Source organism: Bradyrhizobium sp. USDA3516, assembly GCF_057651995.1.
The window spans coordinates 1,169,792-1,185,141 of record NZ_JBYGYN010000001.1 but is presented as its reverse complement, the minus strand read 5'-3'; the positions used below and the strand labels follow the sequence as shown (position 1 = coordinate 1,185,141).

Here is a 15,350-nt window from a genome sequence, read left to right as displayed (position 1 = left end):
GAGAGGCGGATGGGCGAGGGCGCAGCCGAGCAGGACGACAAGGCCGGTAAGGCCCAAGGACGTGACGGACAGCGTGAAGGCCAGCGCCGCCTCGCGCAATGGGTCCGCGACTATCGCCGCCTGCCCGGCATTCCCGACGAGTTCCTGGGGCCCGACGGCGCCCCGCGCGCCGTCTGGAGCCGCTTCTTCGACGCCTTCGGCGCGCTGGCGCCCGACGAGATCGAGCGGCGCTTCGGCATGGCCGACCGTCACTTGCGCGAGGCTGGCGTCACCTACCGCGCGCCCGGCGACAGCGCCGACCGGCCGTGGGCGATCAGCCATCTGCCGCTCTTGATCGATCAGGCCGACTGGCAACAGCTCTGCGCCGGCATCACCCAGCGCGCCGAGCTGCTCGAGCGGGTGCTGCGCGACATCTACGGCGAGGGCCGCCTCGTCGCGGAAGGCGCGCTCCCGGCCGCGGCGATCGCCGGCAGTCCCGAATATCTCCGTCCCGTCTGCGGCGTGCCGCCGCCCGGCGGACGCTATCTTTCGATCTATGCCGCCGATGTCGGCCGCGGGCCCGACGGCCGCTGGTGGGTGCTCGGCGACCGCACCCAGGCGCCATCGGGTGCGGGCTACGCGCTGGAGAATCGCCTGGTGCTGTCGCGCGCCTTCTCCGATCTCTACAAGTCGATGAACGTGCCGCGCGTCGCGCCGTTCTTCGAGGCGTTCCGCGACAGCTTGCGCGCGCGCGCCGATCGCGACGAGCCCAGGATCGGCGTGCTCACCCCCGGCAGCTTCAGCGAGACCTATTTCGAGCACGCGACGCTGGCGCGCTATCTCGGCTTCCTTCTGGTCGAGGGCGACGACCTCGCGGTCAGCGACAACCGCGTCCACATCCGCACCGTCGCCGGTCTGAAGCGGCTCGATGTGGTCTTGCGCCGGGTCGATTCCAACTCGCTCGATCCGCTCGAGCTCGATGCCTCCTCCCGCCTCGGCGTGCCCGGCCTGATCGACGTCTTGCGCAAGGACGGCGTCGTCGTCGCCAACATGCCGGGCTCGGGCGTCTTGGAGGCGCGGGCGCTGCTCGGCTTCCTGCCGGCGCTGAGCCGCCGCCTGCTCGGCGAAGACCTGAAGATGCCGCACATCGCGACCTGGTGGTGCGGCCAGCGCGTGGCGCGCGACGAGGTGCTGGCGCGGCTCGACGAGGTCGCGATCGAAGGTGCCTATCGTCGCGGCGTTCCCGGCTTCGACTCGCTTGGTCCGGTGCTCGCGAGCGAGCTCGACGCGAGCGCACGGCAGCGCCTGATCGATGCAATCAGTGCGCGCGGCATGGACTATGTCGGCCAGGAGGTGGTGCGGCTCTCGACCATGCCGGTGTGGGAGCATGGGCAGCTCACGCCGCGCCCCTTCGTGCTGCGCGTGTTCGCGGCCGCCACGCCCGACGGCTGGGCCATCATGCCCGGCGGCTTCTGCCGCATCGCCGAGCAGCCGGACGCGCGCGCGGTGTCGATGGGCGACGGCGCGCGCGCCGCCGACGTCTGGGTCGTCTCCGACAAGCAGGTCGCGACCGCGACGCTGCTCCCGGCGACCGACAAGGTGCGCATCCGCCGCATCGCCGGCGTGCTGCCGAGCCGCGCCGCCGACAATCTGTTCTGGCTCGGCCGCTATCTCGAGCGCGCCGAGGCGACGTTGCGGCTGGTGCGCGCCCTGGGCTCGCCGAGCGGACCGAACAAGGGCACCGCGGCCTCGGTGCAATCGGCCGAACGCATCCAGCGCTTGCTGGTGGCCTGGGGCGCGGTCTCGCAATCCTCGCGCACGGCCGCAGGGCGCATCGTCGCTGAAGCGCTGCAGGGCGCGGAGCGTGTCGGCTCGGCGCTGTCGCTGGTGCGCGCGGCCCTGCGCACTGCGACCTCCTTGCGCGAGCGGCTGTCGCCCGATGCCTGGCAGGTGATCACCGAAATGGCCGAGCGCCTCGCCATCGAGGTGGAGGACGACGACAGCGTGCTGAGCGCCGCCGAGCTGACGTTGCAGGAGCTGGCGAGCTTTGCAGGGCTCGCGCAGGAGAACATGAACCGCGCCGCCGGCTGGCGTTTCCTCGACATCGGCCGCCGCATCGAGCGCGCCATCAACACCACGCGCTTCACCCGCCAGTTCGCCTATGACGAGGCCGGCGACGAGGATCTCGACATCCTGCTGACGCTGGTGGATTGTCAGATCACCTACCGCTCGCGTTATCTGCTGGCGCCGATCCTGGCCCCCGTGCGCGACCTCGCGGTGCTCGACGGCTACAATCCGCGGTCGGTGGCGTTTCAGGTAACGACGCTGAACGAGCATATCGCCGCGCTGCCGAGCCTCAAGGAGCATGGCCTGATCGAGAAGCCGCAGCGTCTCGCCGTGGCGATGCAGGCGATGCTCGCGACCGCAGAGGCCGAGAAGCTCGAGGTCAAGACGCTGTTCGCCCTGGAACAGGATCTGCTCAGCCTCGGCGAGGCGATTGGGCAGCACTACTTCCCGCACGGTCCCAATGCCAGCCGGCCGGAAAAGCTGACGGGGCTGGCGTGATCTACGACATCCGTCACGTTACCACCTACGAGTACGAGAATCCCGTCAGCTTCGCCCGCTGCACGCTGCGGCTGGAGCCTGCAAGCGGCGTCGGCCAGGAGCTGATCTCGCACGAGGTCGAGATCCATCCGCGCCCGGCCGAGCGCAATCTGCGGCGCGACTTCTTCGGCACGCTGACCGAGAGCGTGACGATCGAAGCCGCGCATCGCAATCTGCGCATCGATTCGCGTTCGCGCGTCTCGGTCTCGCGCAAGCCGCCGGCGCGCGATGCGGTCAGCCCGCCCTGGGAGAGCGTCCGCGACATCGCGTTCGAAGCCACCAGCCTCGGGCCGTCCTCGCCGGTCGGCTATGTCTTTGCCAGCCCGCTGGTGCCGGTGCTGCGCCCGGTCAGCGCCTATGCGGGGATGAGCTTTCCGCCCGGCACGGGCATCCTCAGCGGCGCCGTCGATCTAATGCGACGCATCCGCGGCGAATTCCGCTACGATCCGAAGGCGACCGTGATCTCGACGCCGCTCGACGAAGTGTTCGAGAAGCGTCACGGCGTCTGCCAGGACTTTGCCCATGTCATGATCGCTGGCTTGCGCGGGCTCGGTCTGCCCGCGGCCTATGTCAGCGGCTATTTGCGCACCATTCCGCCGCCGGGCCAGCCGCGGCTGCAAGGTGCCGACGCCACCCATGCCTGGGTCTCGCTGTGGTGCGGGCCGGAGCTCGGCTGGATCGAGCTCGATCCGACCAACGATCTCCTCATCGGCAACGATCACATCGTGCTCGCCATGGGGCGCGATTTTTCCGACGTCTCGCCGGTCGACGGCATCATCGTCGGCTCACCGAAGCAGAAGCTCAGTGTCGCCGTCGACGTGCTGCAGGTGGAGTAGGGCGGGTACGCACAAGCGTCGGCTTGCCAATGCGAGGCGGAAGGCTGCATCTGGAATGTGATCGCAACTTGTGACCCAGGGGGACGTTGTCAACAGCCTAATTCGCTTCAACGGCGCAAATAGCGCCAGCCGACGACGACACCGCTCACCGAGACGATGGTGCCAAGGATCGAGAGGAGCCACACCACGATGTCCCAGGCCGGGCGATACATCAGCAGCAGGCGGAAATCGAAACTGTGCAGCGCGTTGAACAGCCAGCGATAGGTGCGACGGCTGCTGTCCGCGCGACCAATGATGTCGCCGGTGACGGGGCTGATGTGAAACCATGTTTTCGCGTCATCATCAAACACAGCGCGCAGCACCGGCAACTCGCGGTCGTGATGATGCGCATACCAATAGGAATCGTAGTCGTCGAGCACGAGCCGTTCCGCGAGGCGCGCTTGCGGCAGCAATTTCGCTGCGGCCGTCCAAAGCCGATCCTGCGGAAGTGTCGCAATTCGACCCGACGTCACATCCAGCGGCCTCTGCGTGCCGTCACGCGACACGGCGATCATCATCGGCCCGCCATCGAGCCAGACGAAGCGCGCCTCGACCGCGGCGGATTGCGGCGTCGGCAGCCTGGCCGCAATGGTCGGCTCGTCATGGCCTGCGTAGCGTTGCAGCGTCTCCCGCGCGGTGTTACGGCCTGCAAAAAAATCGCCGGGATTGAGCGAAAGCCAACCGGAGAACATCCAGGTCAGCACGAAGACGCCCGCGATCAGGCCGGTGACGTGGTGCCAAGCCATCCAGGCGCGGTAGGGCGTGATCCTGCCGCTCGCATAGCGCCGCTTCAGCCGTACGCGCAGGATGCCGATCCAGATGCCGGTGACGCCAACGATGAGGCAGATGCCGGAGATCCAAAGAACGACTAGCCGCCACAGCGGGCCGTCCTTGCGCAACACGGTCGGATAGATCCAGTGCGGGATCGAGCCGAGCCAGTTCCAGACGCGCTCGGTGTGGTTGGTGTCGAGCGCTATCTCGCCGGAGCGCGAGGAGACATAGAGCCTGGTGCCGGCATCGTCGCCGACCCCGATGAGGTAGAACGGTCGCAGCGGGTCGTAACGGGCCGTTACGCTCCATTGGTCGCGGTCAACAATTTCTTCGAGACGCGGCGATCTGCTTGCGGGATGATGTTGCGCGACCGCGAGCGCCTGCTGTTCGGAAACACCCGTGATGACGCGGCCGTCGGCTGCGGAGATCGCCTGCCGCTTGCCGTCCCAGCCGGTGATCCGATACACGGGTTCGTCGGCCAGCATCGACAGCCGGAGATCGCGCGGGTAGCGCGTCGCGCCCGCCGCCTTCATTGCCTCGTCTGGCGACAGCGCCACTTTCTCCCACTGAATATCAGGGAGCGCTGCCAGCCTCTCCTTTTCGGAAAGGCCTGGAAACGCGACATACATCATCACCACGCCCGAGATGAACCACATGGCGAAGAACAGGCAGGTGACGATGCCGACCCAGCGGTGGCCGATATACAGCCACCGCCGGAGCGTGCGTTTCAGGGCGCGTGACACGTTCAGAACTTCACGTTGACCGCGACTTGCGCCGTGCGCGGCATACCGAGCAACCATTGGTTGGTGCCGCCCGAGGTCGCGTAGACCTCGTCGAACAGATTGTAGACGCGGAACGACACGGTGGTGTTGAGGTCGGGCTTCCACTGCACACCGGCACTGACGATGTTGTAGGCCGGGCGCGTCATCGTGTTGGCATTGTCCGCATAGGTCTTGCCGACGATCTGCACGCCGGCATTGGCCGACCAGTTCGGCGCAAAGGCCCAGGTCGCCCAGATATTGGAGACGGTCTGCGGGACGTTGACCGGCACGTTGCCGGCATAGTTCACGGCTACGCCGCCGACCGACTGCACGAAATCGTCGTATCTCGCGCGGAGAATGGCGGTGTTGGCGTCGATCCGCCAGCCGTAGTCGAGCAGGAATCCGACCGATGCCTCGACGCCGCGCGACGATTGCTGGCCGACCTGGACCGTCAGGGTAGGATTGTTGGGATCGCGGGCCAGCAGGTTGTTCTTGACGATCTCATAGCCGGCCAAGGTCCATTCGCCGCGGCCGCCCCAGAACGATTGCTTCACGCCGATCTCGATCTGTTTGCCGGTAGCCAAGTCAAAATTCTTATTGGCAGAGGAGAGTGAGATGATCCCTCCGACCGGGTCGACCGCGGTGGAATACTGGCCATAGAACGCGAGATCCTGGACGGGCGTATAGACCGCACCCGCGCGCCAGGTGGTCGAGGAGAACGATTTCTCGAAGCTGTTGGCGGCCACCCGATAGTCGATGCGCGTGACCGTCGGCTCATCCTGGCGGATGCCGGCAACCAGGGAGAGTTGCTCGGTGACCGACAGCCTGTTCTCGGCAAACAGAGCGTACTGATTGGTCACGCTGCCGTAACCGGGAGTCGTAGGGTCCGGACTGTTGAACACGCCTGGAACGACGCTGTACGGGTCGACGGACGATGAGCCGCCCCAGGGCGAATTGTTGGTGTGGGTGAAATTGATGTTGTTGACGTCGAAGCCTGCCAGGAATTCGTTGGCCATCCCGAAGACATGGCCGCGGAATTTCGCATCCATGCGATTGCCGACCTGCTGCTGATCGTGGGAGATCTCGATGTAGTCGCTGCGGTCGATCAGGCCGGTGGCGGGATTGTAGGCGTAGCTCTCGACGTTCTTCCAGTGGCGCTTGGAATTCAGGTAGTAGAGCGTGTTGTGGATCGAGATTCCATCGGCGACCTGCCAGTCGGTCTTCACTTGATTCCAGCTGTCCTGGTAGCGGATGTGGCTGTCGCCGACATTGTAGTTCTTGAACCGGAGCGACTCTTCCAGCCTGCCGTTGATCAGCGGCGTGCCGAAGTAGCGCGACGGGTGGCGGTCGCCGTAGTCCGTGGACAGCGTCCAGGTGACGTCTTCGTTCTGCCTGATCTGGACCACGGCATGAAGCGCGACGTTCGAGGTGTCGTTGCGATCGACCCAGCCGTCCGACATGTTGCCGGTGGCAGTGATCCGATAGGCGACGTCCTTGCTGACCGGGCCGCCGCTGTCCACGGCAATTCGCCGGGTCATGTTGCTGTCCAGCGAGACTTCCGCCTGGTTGCGAGGGACCCACGACGGCAGTTTGGAAACGATGTTGATGGCGCCGCCCACCGCACCGGCGCCATACATCACCGACGCAGGGCCGCGCAGCACCTCAATGCGCTCGGTCGACCAGGTGTCGAACGGAAAGGTCACGGTCCCGGCACCGATATAGAGCTGGGTGCCGTCGTACAGCGTCATCACGGAGCCGAGGCCCGTGAAGCCGCGGGTGTTGAACGATACGCCGCCATTGCCCGGCGCCGGGCTCGCGGTGAAGCCGGTCGCGTTCTGCGTCACTGCATCCAGGATGTTCAGCTGGCCGCGTTCGGCGATGGTTTCAGCCGAGATCACCTCGACGCTGGCCGGCGTCTGCAGTCGCGTGAGGCCGAGGCGGCTGCCGGCCGTGCTCGCGCCTGTGAGGTTGAGCGTCGGTGCGGCGAACGCGGGACCTGTCGGATTGACGGTCGGAGCGCGCGTCTCGGCAGCGTTTCGCTGCTGTCGTGAGCGCGCGGATTGCGCGGGATCGCTGCCCCGGGTGCTGCGGGCAGCCGGCGGCCTGGCTGGCGGCTGCACCACCACCGGGTCGAGCGTCTGGACGGCCCCCGCGGACTGTGCTCGCCCATCAGTCGACAACAAGAGGCAGAAGAGTGCGACTGAACCGAGCAATGCGCGGCGACGCTGCAGGGAAATGATTGCAGGGACGATCATCAATCGGGTGCGGGATATCCGGGCACTTTTCGAACTCGACGGATTGGCCACTCTCGTCGTTCGTCGCCGCTGCGGCGCCCCGACTGGAGGCAACGAGCGAGCCCGCCGGTCGGGTGGCGCCGATGGCGTCTGAGCTTGCGCAAGATCGAGAAGCAGAACGTCTGCCGCTCTCAAAAGAACTGAAAATGGAACTGAACCCAACAGATGACGCACGCGCCCTCCTTCCCCCGGACCACCTCTCACCAAAGGCAGAGGCTTCACAGGGGTGTGTTATGTTATAACGTTACATACGTCAAGCGGATACGGTCGTCGCAAAGCCGCCTCGCTGCCGCTCCGGCGGCTGCGCCACCACGGGGTCGAGCGACTGGGCCCACCCCGCAGACTGTGCCCGGCCGTCGGTCGACAGCACGAGGCAGGAGGATGCAACTGAACGGAGCAACGCGCGGCGATGCCGTGGGGAGACGATTGTACGGGAGGTCATCAACGGGACTCGCGATAACGTGGCACGTCACCGCGAACGCAGCTTGGCCGCCGCCTCAAGAAAAAGGCAGCTCAACACTCACCAGGACACCCCGCCCAATGTGCTCGCGTGTGACCACGACTGACGGCAGGTCTCCTGGCTCGCGGGTCGTTGCCTGTCGCCGCCTTCCCAAGCCCGCGGGCTCAGTGGCAATTTAGCGAAGGCTCACCGCTTACAGTTGCGGGGGCAGCCACGGCTTTGGGGGATCCCCGCACCGTATTCCCTATTGATCTCCCGAAGGAGAACCGTCGCAGTCACCCTAGTTTTATTTGCAAAGGATTGTCAACCAGCCCTCTGGCCGGTGGCGGAAAGCAAACGCGTGGTCCAGATCGCCGTACCGATACTGGAAAAGACCCGCCCTTGCGTCAACGCACCATGGTCTCGCGATCCCAGGCCTTGTAGTCGGGCGATCCTTGGGTGCGGATCGGACCGTCGTAACCGTATTCCACCATGTGCACGGTCACGTAATCCTCCCCGAAGAACGCGACGCCGTAGGATTGCGGCAGGTCGCAGGCGCTCAGCAGCTTGGTCTCGGAGAACAGCGGATAGCTCGCGTGGTTGGTGCCGCGCAGCGACGAGACCGGCACGCCGGCAATCGAGCCGGCAAGAGGTAAGTGGCAATGCCCAAAGAAGACGTGGCGGATCTTGGCGCGATGGCGATTGACGAGATGGCGAAACGGAGCCTCGTCGAGCAGGCCGATCTGGTCGAACGGGACGAGATGCACCGGCATGGGATTGTGGTGCATGAAGAGCAGGAACGGCCCCTCATGCTCGGCAAGCCGCGCCTCCAGCCAGCCGAGACGATCCTCGCAATAGCGGCCGGCGTGCGTTTCCGGATGGGCGGTGTCGAGAAACAGGCAGCGGCCGGCGGCGGCGTCGTGGACGCCCTGGACGAAGCCGTTGTCGTCGGCGAGGTCGGGGAACACGCTCAGGAAGGCCGCGCGCCGGTCGTGGTTGCCGATGCACAGCCGCACCGGCAGCGGATATGCGTCGAGGCGCTGCTTGAGCCATTGATAATCGGCGAGATCGCCCCAATCCGAAAGGTCGCCGGTGATCACCATCAGCTCGGCATCGTGATGATCGTTCAGCGCATGCGCGAGCGCCCGCTCGAAATTGACGCGCGGATCGCGGCCGCCGATGGTGGAGCCAGGCGCCGTCAGGTGAATGTCGCTCAGATGCAGCAGCTTCATCGTTGTCTTCCGGTCATCGAGGCGGCACGGGACGCCGAGGGCGTCCCGTGCCCAGGGATGTGAGGATGCTCAGCGCACCGCGCCGGTGGTCTTCGGCAGCAGCTTCTGCACGTCCGCGGTCATGTCGGCGAGGACGGCCTCCGGCTCCTTGGCGCGCGCGCCCGAGATGATCGAGTTGAGATGATCCTTGATCACGTCGGTGATCTTCAGGCCGTTGTCGCCGGGGAAGGCATACCATTTGGTGAGCAGCGCGAGCTGGCTGACGGCGGTGTAGTTGTTGGGGTTCTTGACGTAGAAGTCCTTCAGATAGACCTCGTTGGCGACCTTGTTCGGCGGCATGTAGCCCGTCGTCTCCGCCATGATCGCGGCGCCCTTGGCGCCGGTCCAGAACTTCACCACTTCCCAGGCGGCGTCACGCTTGGCCTTGTCCTTGGCGAGGATCAGCACGACGTTGCCGCCGGCCGGCAGCCTGCCCTTCGGCGAGGCGACGTCCGGGAACGGAATCGTCTTCAGCGCGAACTTGCCGCCGGTCATCTGCGTGACCTTGTTGAGGTCCGAGGTCGAGGTGACGTGGAAGCCGGTCTTGCCGGCCGCGAACGCCGCGCGCATCGACGGCTGGTCCAGATTGGGCATGCCGGCCTCGTTGACGAGCCGCGCAATCGTGCTGATGGCGAACTTGCCCTCCGCGCCGTCGAACGCGACCTTGGTCTCGTCGGCGTTGAGCATGGTGCCGCCGCGGGAGAACACTGGTGCCTGCCACAGCCAATTGCCGGTGATGTCCCAGGCATAGGTGACGCCGTTGGTGTCGTTGCCGAGCGCCTTGATCTTCTTGGCGAGTGCGATCAGCTCGTCCCAGCTCTTCGGCAAATTGTTCACGTCGCCGCCGGCCTGCTTCACCAGGTCGAGATTGACGTAGACGATCGGCAGCGAGATCGCGAAGGGCAGGGCGTAGACCTTGCCGCTGGCGGTGCCGATGTCGAACATCGCCTGGTGGAAGCCCTGCTTGTCGAAATCCTTTTCGGCGGCGATGTAGCCGTCGAGCTCGGCCGGGATGTTCTTGTCGACCAGAACGCGGATGCGGTTCAAGCCCTGGAACGAGACATCAGGTAGCTGGTTGGTCACGGCCTCGCGCAGCACCTTCTGGGTACCGTCCTCGTAGGATTCGTAAGGCGCGCGCATGGTGACCTTGATCTCCGGGCGCACCTTGGCGAACTCCTCGGCGATGCGCTTGTGGGTCTCGGTGAACAGCTCCGGATAGGGATATTGCATCACGATCTCGGTCTGGGCCTGCGCGAGCGCAGATCCGGCCGCAAGCGACAGAGCCGCCGCGGCGATGATGGTCTTCAGCATGATAGACTCCTTGTTTGAGGTGACGCGGTTACTTGATCCCGGTGAGGGTGATGCCCTCGATGAAGCGGCGCTGGGCAAAGAGGAAAGCGATCACGAGCGGCGCGATGATCACCATCGCGGCGGCCATCAGCGGGCCGTAGCTGGTGCCGGCCTCGTGGTTGCGGAAATGCGCGACCGCGAGCGGCGGCGTGCGCAGATGCTCGCTGTTGAGCACGATCAGCGGCCAGAAATAGTCGTTCCAATGCGCCACCACCGAGAAGATGCCGAAGGCGGTCACTGCGGGAATCGCGGCCGGCAGCATCACCCGCCAGACGATGCCGAACTCGGAGATGCCGTCCATGCGCGCGGCGTCGACGAGATCGTCGGGCACGGTCTTGAAGAACTGGCGCATCAGGAAGATGCCGAACACCGAGATCGTGAAGGGCAACACGAGGGCGGCATAGCTGTCGAGCAGGCCGATCTTGTGCAGCAGCAGGAAGACGGGGATCGCGGTCGCCTGCGGCGGGATCAGGATCCCGAACAGCACCAGCGCAAACAGCGTCTCGCGGCCGAGGAAGCGCAGCTTGGCGAGCGCGTAGGCCGCCGGCAACGCCACCATCACCTGCAGCACGAAGATCGAGACCGTTACGATGATTCCGTTGAGCAGGAAGCGCAGCAGATTGGCCTTGGCGAAGGCCTCGCGCAGATTCTCCCCCAGCGCGAACCGGTAGGGGATCAGGTGCAGCTCGCTGGAGAAGATCTCTGTCTGCGGCTTGGACGCGGTCGAGATCATCCAGATGAAGGGCGCCAGCATGAGCGCGGCGCCCGCGATCAGCAGCAAATGGCGGAGGATCGCCCGCAACGGGATGGGATGTGCGTTGCTCATGTGTAGTGCACCCCGCGATCGGCGAGCCTCGATTTGACCAGCGTGAGCAGGAGAACGAACACCAGGAAAACCACGGTGATCGCCGCGGCGTAGCCCGAGCGGAAGAACTCGAATCCTTCCGTGTACATGGTGTGGATCAGGACCTCGGTGGATTTCGACGGGCCGCCCTTGGTCAAGACGTGCACGGTGTCGAACACCTGGAACGAGCGAATGCCGGAGATCACGACGACGAAGGTCGTGACCGGTCCCAGCATCGGCCAGGTCACGAGGCGGAAGCGTGCCCAGCCGCTGGAGGCGCCGTCGATTTCGGCCGCCTCGTAGAGCTGCTTGGGAATGGAGACGAGGCCGGCGAGAAACAGCACCATGTTGAAGCCCACCGCCTGCCAGATGCCGATCGCGCACAGCGCATAGAGCGCAGTGCTGCGGTCCTGCAGCCAGGCGAAGGCCGGCAGGCCTGCGCCGCGGAGCAGCCCGTTCACCAGGCCGAATTGCGGATGCAGCATGAATTCCCACACCACCGCCATCGCGATCAGGGTCGCCATCACGGGGAGGAAATAGATCGTCCGGTAGAGGCTGCGCAGGCTGGTGCCGCTCTGGATCAGCAGCGCGATTCCAAGGCCGGCGATCACGGCGCCGGGCACCACGATCACGACGTAAGTCAGCGTGTTGCGCAGCGCGGTCCAGAACACCTTGTCGGCGAACAGGTCCTGGTAATTGGCGAGCCCGATCCAGGAGAAATGCGGCGCGCCGAGCTGATAATCGGTGAAGGAGAGGGCGATCACGCCGGCGAGCGGACCGAGCAGCATGACGAGCATGAGCGCGGCGGCCGGCGTCACCAGCGCGTAGGCGGCATGGGTCCGCCGGCTGCCATGGGCGGGCAGCGTGCGCCGCGTCGCGCCCGCGGGAGCAACAGTCGCCGCGATGGTCATGGAGCCGTCAGACATGGGCGGGCTCACGGATGCGCTCGGCCTGCTCCGCTCTGAGCTCGATCCGCTTCCCGGCCGGATCGAACATCCGCACCGCGTCCGGTGCGAAGCCGAACGCGACGGAGCTTGCCATCGCCGGCAAATGCCTGACGTCCGCGAGCCGCGCGATCAGGCGCGACCCGGTGCCGTCGACCGCGAGATGCACGAAGGCCTCGGCGCCGAGATTCTCCAAATGCACGACGGTTCCGGAGAACGGCCCCGTGCCGAGCTCGATCCGCTCCGGGCGGACGGCGATGCGGCAATCGCCGGCCGCCGCAGCGCACGTGAGCTTCAGCACGGTCCCCAGCACATCGACGCCGCCGTCCTTTCGGACCCGGCCGGGGAGGATGTTGATCTTGGGGCTGCCGATGAATTCGGCAACGCGGATGTCGCCGGGCTCGTTGTAGATCTCGGCCGGCGTGCCGGCCTGGATCAGCTCACCGCCCATCATGACGGCGATCCGGCTCGACATCGTCATCGCCTCGGCCTGGTCGTGCGTGACGTAGACGAACGTTGCCTTGAGGCGGCGGTGCAGCTCGGCGAGCTCTGCGCGCATGTGGACGCGCAGCTTGGCGTCGAGATTGGAGAGCGGCTCGTCGAACAGGAAGGCCCGCGGCTCGCGCACCATGGCGCGTCCGACCGCGACGCGTTGCCGCTGACCGCCGGACAATTGTCCGGGCTTGCGCCGCAGCAATGGGGTGATGTCGAGCTGCTCGGCGATGGCTTCGATGTCGGCGCGAATGTGCCGTTCCTTGGCGCGGCGGCCCGGCAGGAGCGCCCCCAGCAGCGGCAGTCGTTCGATCGCCGAGAGCCGTCGCATCCGCAGCGGCACCGCAATATTATCGAAGGTGCTCAAATGCGGATAGAGCGCATAGGATTGGAAGACCATTGCGAGGTTGCGCGCGCTTGGGCGAACGCCGTCCACCGGGCGGCAGTCGATGCGGACCTCGCCGGAATTCTGCGGCTCGAGCCCGGCAATGATGCGAAGCAGGGTCGACTTGCCGCAGCCGGACGGGCCGACCAGTGAGATGAACTCACCGTCGGCGATGCGGAAATCGATGCCCTTCAGGACGTCGGTGCCGTCAAAGGACTTGCGGATTGCGGATAGTTCGATTTGCGCCATGCGCGCTGATCCCCTGCTGGCCCGTTTGCGGCGCATGAGGAGTAGGAAGCGCGTCTGACATTCACATAACGGTCAATGGCCTTCCTTATGGTCATCCCAGGTTTTGCTTTTGCCCCGTCCGACGGGGAATATCATCTTGGGGTTGTTGTCGTGGCGTTGACGTCGTCGCGTGTCCGGGCGGTCAATGCGGTGTTCGAGACCGGCAGCTTTGCCGCTGCGGCAAGGCGGCTCGGGGTGTCGCAGCCGGCCGTTGCGCAGCTCGTGCGGGATCTGGAGGCCGAGTTCGCCGTGGCGCTGTTTGACCGGCACGGCCAAACCCTGATCGCGACGTCGCTGTGCCGTCGTCTCTATGCCGCCACGAGCCGCATGCAGGCGGTCGAGGCTGATGCGCTCGCCATCCTGCAGCAGCGCGACGAGCTCACGGGGGGTGAGCTTCGCATCGGGCTCGACAACGCCATGCCGGGCATGGCGTTGATCGCGGCGTTCCGCAATCTCTATCCGAAGATCCAGATCAACATCGAGATCGGCAGCTGGTCGGCGATCATGGCCGCGGTGGTCGACCAGCGCGTCGACGTCGCCGTATTGCCGGAGGTGCCGCATGACAACCGCTTCCGGCGCGAGCCCTGCGTGCAGCAGCGCGTCGTTGCGATCTGCCATCCCGTTCACGATCTCAGCCGCCAGTCGCGCGTCTCCATCGCCGGCCTCGTGCAATATCCGCTGGTGTTCCGGACCCGGGATTCCGCGACCCAGCGCGCCGTGGACCGGGCGTTTCGCGCCCTCAATTTGCGCGCCAGTCCGGCGATCATCGTCAATACGCGCGAGGGGATGCTGGAGGCGGTCGCCAACCGGCTTGGCGTCGGCTTCGTCTGGGAGCACGGCTCGAGCCGCATCGATCGGATCGCGAAGGTGGCGATCGCGGAAATCGAGGCGGAGTCGCCCGAATACATCTTCTCGCTGGCCGGCAAGCGCGGCAAGCTGGTCGAGCTGTTCTATCTGGCCAGAAGCCTTTCGCGCCCGGCCGACGGCGCCGATATTCTGGCCGCGCCCTGAGCGACGGCCTCTTTCCTGCCGCTTTTGGTTGTGTTGAACTGTGACGGCAACCGTGATGTTGCGCAGCGGAACGGCAAGGTATTTACGTAATTTCCGTCCCGAAGTTTGGTGACCCGGCCCAAGTTGAGCTATGCTCCCCGCCAAGTCGAGGACAAGAACGAGGCGTCGGGAGACGGCATGGGATACCAGCGGCGGACGGGGCTGCGTCCATGATAACCTTACCCAGACTGGCGGCTGAATCGCTGGAGCAGTTCCTCGGCAACTTCATGCGCCGCCGGTACGATGAGACTTCCGCAAGCATCGTCGCGAGCGCAACGCGCACCGCGATGGAATGCATCGGCAACAGCGATGCGCTCTATCACAATATCGAGCATACGATGCTGGTGACCCTGGCCGCCCAGGCGATCCTGCGCGGCCGAAGCCTTCACACCCATCTCTCGGCGGAAGATTACGTTCATGTCCTGATCGCCTGTCTCGCCCACGACATCGGCTATGTCCGCGGCCTGTTCGAGGAGGATGACACCGACGGCTTCGTCATCGACGCCGCCGACAACAAGATCTCGCTGCCGCGTGGTGCATCGGACGCGAGTCTGATGATGTATCACGTCGACCGCTCGAAGCTGTATGTGACGCGGCGGCTGCGCCATATTCCCGGACTCGATCCGGAGCGCGTTGCCCGCGCCATCGAGGGGACGCGCTTTCCCGCTCGTGAAGGCCAGGAATACGACGATGAAGCCTCGATCCTGCGTGCGGCCGACTTCATCGGCCAGCTCGGCGATCCCAACTATCTGCGCAAGGCCAACGCGCTCTATTACGAGTTCGAGGAGGTCGGCATCAACCGCCAGCTCGGCTACGACTCGCCCGCCGACATCGTGAACCGCTATCCGCAATTCTATTGGAACAGCGTCGCACCGCACATCCAGACCGAGATCGGCTATCTCAACAAGACCGAGATCGGCCGGCAATGGATCGCCAATCTCTACAGCAACGTGTTCCGCGCCGAGCGCGACATCTCGCTGTCGGGTCCGCAGAAATAGGCCCC

At 65.5% G+C, this 15,350-nt stretch carries 11 protein-coding genes and 1 riboswitch; of the genes, 4 read left to right on the top strand and 7 right to left on the bottom strand.

What is annotated here, in order from left to right; translation table 11 throughout:
• Positions 1 to 9 precede the first annotated feature (9 nt).
• Both AC24YW_RS05605 and AC24YW_RS05600 read left to right on the top strand, forming a co-directional pair.
• A complete protein-coding gene (locus AC24YW_RS05605) occupies positions 10 to 2,544 on the top strand; it encodes a circularly permuted type 2 ATP-grasp protein (protein WP_487481768.1) in 2,535 nt (844 codons plus the stop codon).
• Positions 2,541 to 3,419, top strand: a complete 879-nt coding sequence (locus AC24YW_RS05600; RefSeq protein ID WP_487481767.1) for a transglutaminase family protein — start codon at positions 2,541 to 2,543, stop codon at positions 3,417 to 3,419. Before AC24YW_RS05605 ends, AC24YW_RS05600 begins: the two co-directional genes overlap by 4 nt.
• A gap of 107 nt (positions 3,420 to 3,526) precedes the next feature.
• On the opposite strand, the gene AC24YW_RS05595 is transcribed toward AC24YW_RS05600, so the two are convergent.
• From AC24YW_RS05595 to AC24YW_RS05565, 7 genes are all read right to left on the bottom strand, one after another.
• Positions 3,527 to 4,972, bottom strand: a complete 1,446-nt coding sequence (locus tag AC24YW_RS05595) for a PepSY domain-containing protein (RefSeq protein WP_487481766.1) — start codon at positions 4,970 to 4,972, stop codon at positions 3,527 to 3,529.
• 2 nt (positions 4,973 to 4,974) lie between these two features.
• Positions 4,975 to 7,113 (bottom strand): TonB-dependent receptor, encoded by a 2,139-nt coding sequence (locus AC24YW_RS05590; RefSeq protein WP_487481765.1) that lies wholly within the window; start codon positions 7,111 to 7,113, stop codon positions 4,975 to 4,977.
• Positions 7,114 to 7,834: 721 nt separating this feature from the next.
• Positions 7,835 to 8,030, bottom strand: a riboswitch (cobalamin riboswitch).
• 100 nt (positions 8,031 to 8,130) lie between these two features.
• A complete protein-coding gene (locus tag AC24YW_RS05585) occupies positions 8,131 to 8,955 on the bottom strand; it encodes a phosphodiesterase (protein ID WP_487481764.1) in 825 nt (274 codons plus the stop codon).
• Positions 8,956 to 9,024: 69 nt separating this feature from the next.
• Positions 9,025 to 10,305: an ABC transporter substrate-binding protein gene (locus AC24YW_RS05580; RefSeq protein ID WP_487481763.1), complete on the bottom strand. Its 1,281-nt coding sequence runs from the start codon at positions 10,303 to 10,305 to the stop codon at positions 9,025 to 9,027.
• 28 nt (positions 10,306 to 10,333) lie between these two features.
• Positions 10,334 to 11,170 carry a carbohydrate ABC transporter permease gene (locus AC24YW_RS05575; RefSeq protein WP_487481762.1) on the bottom strand — a complete coding sequence of 279 codons (837 nt, stop codon included), beginning with the start codon at positions 11,168 to 11,170 and terminating at the stop codon, positions 10,334 to 10,336.
• The gene (locus AC24YW_RS05570; RefSeq protein ID WP_487481761.1) at positions 11,167 to 12,114 is read right to left on the bottom strand and encodes a carbohydrate ABC transporter permease; all 948 of its coding nucleotides are present in this window, start codon (positions 12,112 to 12,114) and stop codon (positions 11,167 to 11,169) included. Before AC24YW_RS05570 ends, AC24YW_RS05575 begins: the two co-directional genes overlap by 4 nt.
• On the bottom strand, positions 12,107 to 13,258 hold the full coding sequence (locus tag AC24YW_RS05565; protein ID WP_487481760.1) for an ABC transporter ATP-binding protein: 1,152 nt from the start codon (positions 13,256 to 13,258) through the stop codon (positions 12,107 to 12,109). Before AC24YW_RS05565 ends, AC24YW_RS05570 begins: the two co-directional genes overlap by 8 nt.
• Positions 13,259 to 13,408: 150 nt before the next feature.
• On the opposite strand from AC24YW_RS05565, the gene AC24YW_RS05560 reads away from it, so the two are divergent.
• Both AC24YW_RS05560 and AC24YW_RS05555 read left to right on the top strand, forming a co-directional pair.
• Positions 13,409 to 14,308: a LysR family transcriptional regulator gene (locus AC24YW_RS05560; RefSeq protein WP_487481759.1), complete on the top strand. Its 900-nt coding sequence runs from the start codon at positions 13,409 to 13,411 to the stop codon at positions 14,306 to 14,308.
• Positions 14,309 to 14,517: 209 nt separating this feature from the next.
• Positions 14,518 to 15,345, top strand: a complete 828-nt coding sequence (locus AC24YW_RS05555) for a metal-dependent phosphohydrolase (RefSeq protein WP_487481758.1) — start codon at positions 14,518 to 14,520, stop codon at positions 15,343 to 15,345.
• Positions 15,346 to 15,350 lie beyond the last annotated feature (5 nt).